The following is a 6,971-nucleotide window of genomic DNA, read 5'->3' on the forward strand; positions in this document are numbered from 1 at the left end:
CGCACGCGTCAGGTCAGCTGCCAGGCCCCGCCGCGGCGGAACGCCGGGGTCGCGAGCGCCAGCACCGCGAGCGCGAGCACCGCGGCGCCCGCCATGACGCCCGTCATGGCCAGCGCGTCCCCGCCGAGCAGGCCCGACACCGGGCTGACGAGGCCCGAGACGCCCGCCTGGCAGGCGCCGATGAACGCGGCGGCCGTGCCCGCGACCTCGCCGTGCCGGCCCAGCGCGATGCTCGAGGCGTTCGGCGGCGCGAAGTTCACGAGCGCCAGCACGAACCACAGGACGACGAGCAGAGCCCACAGGCCCCCGGCGCCGGTGGCGCCGAGCACGACCAGCACCCCGGTGAGCAGCACGACGCCGACCTGCGCGGCCCGCAGGATCCGGATCGGCGCGACCCGCCGGACGATCGCGGCGTTGACCTGCGCGCCGATGACGAGGCCGAGCCCGTTGACGGCGAACACGAGCGAGAACTGGTGCTCGGACAGCCCGTAGCCCTCGCGCAGCACGAACGGCGAGGCGACGACGTAGCTCATGAGCACGGCCATGTTGAGCCCCGGGAGCACCGCGAGCGCCACGAAGTGCCGGTCGCGCAGCAGCGAGCGGTACCCGGACAGCGCGGTACGGATGCCGCCCGACCGGCGCCGCTCGGCGGGCAGCGTCTCGGGCATCTTCGTCAGGACGACGACCCACAGGCCGGCGCCGAAGACGGCGAGCGCGAAGAAGACGGCCCGCCACCCCCACTGCCCGGCGATGAGCCCGCCGACCGACGGCGCGAACAGCGGCGCGACGCCGATGACCAGCATCAGCCGCGACATCAGGCGGGAGGCGTCGGACCCGACGAACCGGTCGCGGATGAGCGCCATCGCGACGACGGACGCCGACGCGTTGAAGAAGCCCTGCAGCATGCGCAGCGCGATCAGCGGGACGATCGCCGGCGCGATCGCGCACAGCAGCGACGTGACCACGTGCAGCGCGACGCCGACGAGCACGGGCGCGCGCCGGCCGAACCGGTCGGACAGCGGGCCGATGACGAGCTGCCCGACCGCGCCGCCGAGCAGCATCCCGGTCATGGTGAGCTGCGCGGCGGCGGCGGACGTCCCGAGGTCCCGCGCCACGTCGGGCAGCGACGGCAGGTAGATGTCGGTCGAGACGGCGGGCAGCGCGGTCATCGAGCCGAGGAGGAGGACGTAGCGCCAGTCGGGGCGGTACGTCGGGGTGCCGGGGGCGGGGCCCGCGGCGGAGGTGCCGCCGGCCCCGGCGCGCGCGTCGGGCGGGGTCGCGGCGCGGGCCTCCGGCGGCGCGGTCACCTGCGCGTCGGGGCGTGCGGGGGCGTCGGCGCGCGGCGCGCCGGGGGCGAGGGCGCCGGGGGCGTGTCCTGGTGCGGGGTCGGGCTGCAGTGGCATCCCCGCCATCGTCGCACCGCCCCGCGGGAGTCAGCGAATCGATTCGATGTTCTCGTCCCCGCCGTCGCCCGGGCGCCCGCCGCACCGTCCGCGGGCGGGCTGCTCGACGTCGGGACCGGTGTCGTGGGCCGGCGCCGGCGGGGGTCCTCCGGGCCGAGCCGCCCTCCCCTCCCGCGGGCGACGTGTCGGTGGGCGGTGGGAGAGTGTGCGGCATGTGCGGCCGCTACGCGTCCTTCCGTGAGGACCAGGAGATCGCGGACGAGTTCGCGATCGCGACGATCGCCGACGACGTCCGGCTGCTGCCGCCGTCGTGGAACGTCGCGCCGACCGACGGCGTGCGGATGGTCGTCGAGCGCGCGGACCGCGCGACGGGCGAGATCACGCGCCAGCTGCGGGTGGCCCGCTGGGGGCTCGTGCCCTCGTGGGCGAAGGACCCGTCGGTCGGCGCGCGGATGATCAACGCGCGGGTCGAGACGCTGGCCGAGAAGCGGGCGTTCGCGAAGCCCTTCGGCGTGCGCCGGGCCCTGCTGCCCGCGGACGGCTACTACGAGTGGCAGCGCCTCGAGGCACCCGAGGGTGCGCCGCGCAGCCGGCGCACCGCCAAGCAGCCCTACTGGATCCACCCGGCGGACGGCGACCTGGCGGCGCTCGCCGGCCTGTACGAGTTCTGGAAGGACCCGACCAAGGACGACGACGACCCCGACCGGTGGGTCGTCTCCGCCACGGTCGTGACCCGGCCCGCGGCGACCGAGGCGCTCGCCGCCGTCCACGACCGGCAGCCGCTCATCCTCCCCCGCGACCGCTGGGCGGCGTGGCTCGACCCCGCCGTCGGCGCGGACGAGGCCCGCGCGCTGCTCGACGTCACCCCGCCCGACCTCGTCGCGACACCCGTGTCGACGCGCGTCAACGCCGTCGCGAACAACGGGCCGGACCTGGTCGACCCCGTGGGCGAGGACGTGCACCCGTCCTGAGGGGCGCGCGCCCTACGGCGTCGGCGCGGGCGCGAGCCGGTACGGCGTGATCTCGCCGATCCCCGCCAGGTCGCGCACCGGCAGCCTCTCGAGCGCGAACCGCGGGTCCCCGCCGAGCACGGCGGCGGTGCCGGCGTCCACCAGCACGCTGCTGGGGTCCGCCACGTCGGTCAGCCGCGCCGCGAGGTTCACGACCGGCCCGAACACGTCGCCGAACCGCGACAGCACCCGGCCCCACACGAGGCCGACGCGCACCGGCGTGACCCCGCGCGCGCCCTCGGCGAGGCCGCCCACGCCGCGCTCCGCGTCGACGTCGAGGGACGTGCCGAACGCGTCGGCGAGCCCCAGCGCCACGCGCGCACCGACGCCCGGCGTGTCGGCGATGAACAGCACCGCGTCGCCGATCGTCTTGACGACGCGGCCGCCCGCGCCGACCACGACGTCCCGTGCCGCCGCCTCGAAGCGCTGCACGAAGTGCGACAGGTCCGTCGAGCCGAGCCCTGCCGTGCGGCGCGTGAACGACACCATGTCGGCGAACCCGACGGCGCGCGCCAGCGGCAGCCGCCCCGTCTCCCCCGCCTGCTCGCGCATCTCGCCGAACTCGGCGGCGTACCGGTCGGCCACCGCGGCGAGCTGGCGCCGGTAGGAGTGCAGCAGCTGCTGCTCCAGCACGGGCGCGAGGTCCTTGAGCCGGTCGAGCACCAGCAGCCGCGCGCTCGTGTCGTCGAGCGCGTACCGGGCCGCCATGTCCTCCACGAGCGCCTCGACCTGCCACAGCGCGAGGCGGTCGGACGTGTGGCCGAGGGCGCGCACCACCGTGACCACCGTGGGCAGCGCCAGCCCGTGCGTGCGCAGCAGCGACCCCGCCAGCCGGATGGCCTCGGCGTCGCGCTCCGTGAACAGGGGCTCGTCGTCGGCGCCCGCCGGCAGGCCGAGCGTGCGCCAGAACGTGCGGACGAGGTCGATCTCGATGCCGTAGCGCTCGGCGAGGTCCCGCGCCGTCATCGTGCGGGGACCGCCGAGGAGGAGGTCGTCGAGCTCGCCGGTGGTGCCCTGGCGCGGCGCGTCGCCGGCGCTGCGCGCGGCGGCCGGCCCCGTGCCGGGCGCGTGCGTGGGGTCGGCCGTGACCGGGACCTCGTGAGGGGCTGCCGCCCGGGGTCCGGGTGCGCCGCCGACGCCGTCGTGCACGGGAGGAGCCTAGTTCACCGGCTCCCGCCCGCACCGGCGCGGTCCGGCGGGGCGACCGGCCCCGCGCGGGCCGGTGCGTCTGCGCGGCCGGCGCGCGCGCCCGCGTCAGGCGCCGCGCACGTGCCGCACGTCGCCCGCGTGCACGACGTGCTCGCGGCCGTCCGCGTCGGCGACGACCAGCGCGCCGTCGGCGTCGAGGCGGACCGCGGTGCCCCGCAGCGTCGCGCCGTCGGGCAGCTCGACGGCCACCTCGCCGCCCAGCGTGGTGCACACCGCCGCGACCTCGTCCGCCAGCCCCGTGGCCGCGGCGTCGCCGCCGCCGTCCGCCCACCGGGACGCCACCTCGTGCAGCGCGGTGACGAGCGCCGCGAGCACGGTCGCGCGGTCCGTGTCGCGGGCACCCGCGAGCGCGAGCGACGTCGCCCACGGCACGGGGAGCTCGTCCGCGGCCTGGTCGACGTTGACCCCGATCCCCACGGCCACGGCCGGTCCCGGCCCGGCGTCCGGGACGACCTCCGCGAGGATGCCGGCGACCTTGCGGGCGGTGCCCCAGCCCTCGACGTCGGCCGCGTCGGTGCCGAGGTCGACGAGCACGTCGTTCGGCCACTTGAGCACGGCCCGCACGCCCGTGGTGGCGCGCAGGGCGCGGACCGTGCCGAGGCCCGCGAGCAGCGGCAGCCACCCGAACGTGGCCGGGCCCGACCGCGGGCGGGCGACGAACGTGCACGTCAGCGCTGCGCGGGCCGGCGTCTCCCAGGACCGGCCGGTGCGTCCGCGCCCCTGCGTCTGGTGGTCGGCGACGAGCAGGCTCGCGTGCGGCCACGCGCCGGGCTCGCGCCGCAGCGCGGCGACGACGTCGGCGTTCGTCGACGCGGTGGCGTCCACGACGTCGAGCCGGGCGAGCGGGCCTGCCGGGGCGAGCAGGAGCGCGCGCAGGGCGGAGACCTCGAGCGGGAGGCGGGCGGACGTCACGCGGTCATCATGGCGCAGTGGTGCGCGGGTGTCCCCGCGCGGCGGGCCGAGGACGGCCGGCGTCGGTTGTGGGGTCCCCACAGCACGCTCCGGGCAACACGGTTCCTCGTGTGCACGCGGGTGGTGGACACCGACAACTAGCCTTCGTCGGGTGACCTCGACCGATCCCGCAGCACCCGGCCGCACCACCGCGGGCCTGCTCGCCGACCTGGAGGCCCGCCGCGCGGCCGCGGTGGACGCGGCCGAGGAGGCCGCCGCCGCCAAGCAGCACGCCCGTGGCAAGAAGACCGCCCGCGAGCGCGTCGAGCAGCTGCTCGACCCCGGCTCGTTCACCGAGATCGACGCGTTCGCGCGGCACCGGTCGACGAACTTCGGGCTCGAGCGGCGCCGCGTCGCGGGCGACGGCGTCGTCGTCGGGCACGGCACGGTCGACGGCCGGCCCGTCGCGGTCTACTCGCAGGACTTCACGGTGTTCGGCGGCAGCCTCGGCGAGGTGCACGGGCAGAAGATCGCGAAGGTCATGGACCTCGCCCTGCGCACCGGCGTGCCGCTCGTCGGCATCAGCGACGGCGGCGGCGCCCGCATCCAGGAGGGCGTCGCGGCGCTCACCCAGTTCGCGGAGATCTTCCGGCGCAACGTGGCCGCCTCCGGCGTGATCCCGCAGATCAGCCTCATCCTCGGCCCGTCGGCGGGCGGCGCGGTGTACTCGCCGGCGCTGACCGACTTCATCGTCATGGCCGACGGCACGTCGAACATGTTCATCACCGGGCCGGACGTCATCCGCGCCGTCACGGGCGAGGACGTGGGCTTCGAGGAGCTCGGCGGCGCGACGACGCACTCGACGAAGTCCGGCGTCGCGCACTACATGGCGTCCGACGAGGACGACGCGATCGACTGGGTGCGCTCGCTGCTGTCGTACCTGCCGCAGAACAACCTCGCCGACCCGCCCGCGTACCCGCACGAGTCGCCGACCGAGGTCACCGAGGACGACCTCGTGCTCGACACGCTCGTGCCCGACTCGGACAACCAGCCGTACGACATGCACACGGTGCTCGAGCACGTGCTCGACGAGGGCGCGCTGCTCGAGGTGCAGGCCCTGTACGCGCAGAACGTGGTCGTCGGGTTCGGGCACGTCGACGGGCAGCCCGTCGGCGTCGTGGCGAACCAGCCGCAGCAGATGGCCGGCACGCTCGACATCGACGCGGCGGAGAAGGCGGCGCGGTTCGTGCGCACGTGCGACGCGTTCGGCATCCCGGTGCTCACGTTCGTCGACGTCCCGGGCTTCCTCCCGGGCACCGACCAGGAGTGGAACGGCATCATCCGCCGCGGCGCGAAGCTCATCTACGCGTACGCGGAGGCGACGGTGCCGCTCGTCACCGTCATCACGCGCAAGGCGTACGGCGGCGCGTACATCGTGATGGGCTCCAAGCAGCTCGGCGCCGACGTCAACCTCGCGTGGCCGACCGCGCAGATCGCCGTCATGGGCGCCGGCGGTGCCGTGAACATCCTGCAGCGCGGGGCGCTCAAGGCCGTCGCGGACGCCGGTGGCGACGTCGAGGCCGAGCGCCGTCGGCTCACCGCGGAGTACGAGGACGCGATCGTCCACCCCTGGGAGGCGGCCGACCGCGGCTACGTCGACGCCGTGATCGCGCCGTCGCAGACCCGCAGCGAGATCGTCAGGGCGCTGCGGCTGCTGCGGACGAAGCGCGCGAGCCTGCCGCCCAAGAAGCACGGGAACATCCCGCTGTGAGCACCGAGCCGGAGCCCACGGGCGCGCCCGACGAGCACGACCCCGCCAGCCACGGGCGCGAGCCCCTCGAGGGCGTCGACGCCGCCGACCTGCACGCGGCCGTCGACGAGCTCGCCGCCGCGCTGCACGCCTACGTGGAGACGGCCGTCGGCGTGCGCGCCGAGTTCGGGGCGCGCGAGGCCGACGAGGACCCGCGCGTGCTGGCGCTCGAGCAGCGCGTCGGCGGGCTGAACGCGAGCCTGTACGACCTGCTGCACAGCCGCCTCGGCCTGCACGCAGACCTCACCGGGATGACGTGGGACGACCGCGACGACACCACCACCGAGCCCGGAGAGCGCGACACGTTCCACCTCGGGTTCGTCGTCGAGCTGCCCGGGGGCGTCACCGACCTCACCCTCGACGCGGTGCTCGACGTCGTCGACGACGGCGGTGCGCAGATCACGCAGACGCTCGTCGACCGCGGGTTCGTCGTGGGCGAGTGGGGCGCCGGGCGCGGCGCGCCCGTGCTGCTCGAGGACGACGACGAGGACGACGAGTGAGCGGCCCGGACGCAGCGGCGCCGGCGCCGCGCGGCGACGCGCACGTGCAGGTCGTGCGGGGCACCCCGGACGACGTCGAGCTGGCCGCGCTGGTGGCCGGCCTCGTGGCCGCCGCGTCGGGGCAGGGCGACGGCGGCGACGCGCACGC

General features: G+C 76.3%; 7 protein-coding genes. 4 read left to right on the top strand and 3 right to left on the bottom strand.

The features are described from left to right. Positions 1-8 precede the first annotated feature (8 nt). Positions 9-1,412, bottom strand: coding sequence for a multidrug effflux MFS transporter (locus tag AB6N23_RS06200; protein WP_412865220.1), 1,404 nt, complete (start codon positions 1,410-1,412; stop codon positions 9-11). A 203-nt stretch (positions 1,413-1,615) separates the two neighbouring features. On the opposite strand from AB6N23_RS06200, the gene AB6N23_RS06205 reads away from it, so the two are divergent. Beyond that, positions 1,616-2,374, top strand: a complete 759-nt coding sequence (locus AB6N23_RS06205; protein ID WP_412865221.1) for an SOS response-associated peptidase — start codon at positions 1,616-1,618, stop codon at positions 2,372-2,374. Positions 2,375-2,386: 12 nt separating this feature from the next. On the opposite strand, the gene AB6N23_RS06210 is transcribed toward AB6N23_RS06205, so the two are convergent. Both AB6N23_RS06210 and AB6N23_RS06215 read right to left on the bottom strand, forming a co-directional pair. After that, entirely contained in the window at positions 2,387-3,562 is a 1,176-nt protein-coding gene (locus tag AB6N23_RS06210; protein WP_412865222.1) for an adenylate/guanylate cyclase domain-containing protein, read from the bottom strand. A gap of 105 nt (positions 3,563-3,667) precedes the next feature. Beyond that, on the bottom strand, positions 3,668-4,534 hold the full coding sequence (locus AB6N23_RS06215; RefSeq protein ID WP_412865223.1) for a biotin--[acetyl-CoA-carboxylase] ligase: 867 nt from the start codon (positions 4,532-4,534) through the stop codon (positions 3,668-3,670). A gap of 151 nt (positions 4,535-4,685) precedes the next feature. On the opposite strand from AB6N23_RS06215, the gene AB6N23_RS06220 reads away from it, so the two are divergent. The 3 genes from AB6N23_RS06220 to AB6N23_RS06230 form a co-directional block, all read left to right on the top strand. Beyond that, the gene (locus tag AB6N23_RS06220) at positions 4,686-6,284 is read left to right on the top strand and encodes an acyl-CoA carboxylase subunit beta (protein WP_412865224.1); all 1,599 of its coding nucleotides are present in this window, start codon (positions 4,686-4,688) and stop codon (positions 6,282-6,284) included. After that, positions 6,281-6,823 (top strand): hypothetical protein, encoded by a 543-nt coding sequence (locus AB6N23_RS06225; protein ID WP_412865225.1) that lies wholly within the window; start codon positions 6,281-6,283, stop codon positions 6,821-6,823. The genes AB6N23_RS06220 and AB6N23_RS06225 overlap by 4 nt, the downstream gene beginning before the upstream one ends. A gap of 53 nt (positions 6,824-6,876) precedes the next feature. Then, positions 6,877-6,971, top strand: a 95-nt coding sequence (locus AB6N23_RS06230) for an acyl-CoA carboxylase epsilon subunit (RefSeq protein ID WP_412865227.1), incomplete at its 3' end; no start/stop codon positions are given.

Origin of the sequence: Cellulomonas pasadenensis (assembly GCF_047229365.1) — a bacterium.
GTDB lineage: Bacteria > Actinomycetota > Actinomycetes > Actinomycetales > Cellulomonadaceae > Cellulomonas.

Bases quoted from the DNA above. Each gene is read 5' to 3' on its own strand.
- AB6N23_RS06200 (WP_412865220.1), bottom strand. From the start codon at position 1,412: ATGGCGGGGATGCCACTGCAGCCCGACCCCGCACCAGGACACGCCCCC.
- AB6N23_RS06205 (WP_412865221.1), top strand. From the start codon at position 1,616: ATGTGCGGCCGCTACGCGTCCTTCCGTGAGGACCAGGAGATCGCGGAC.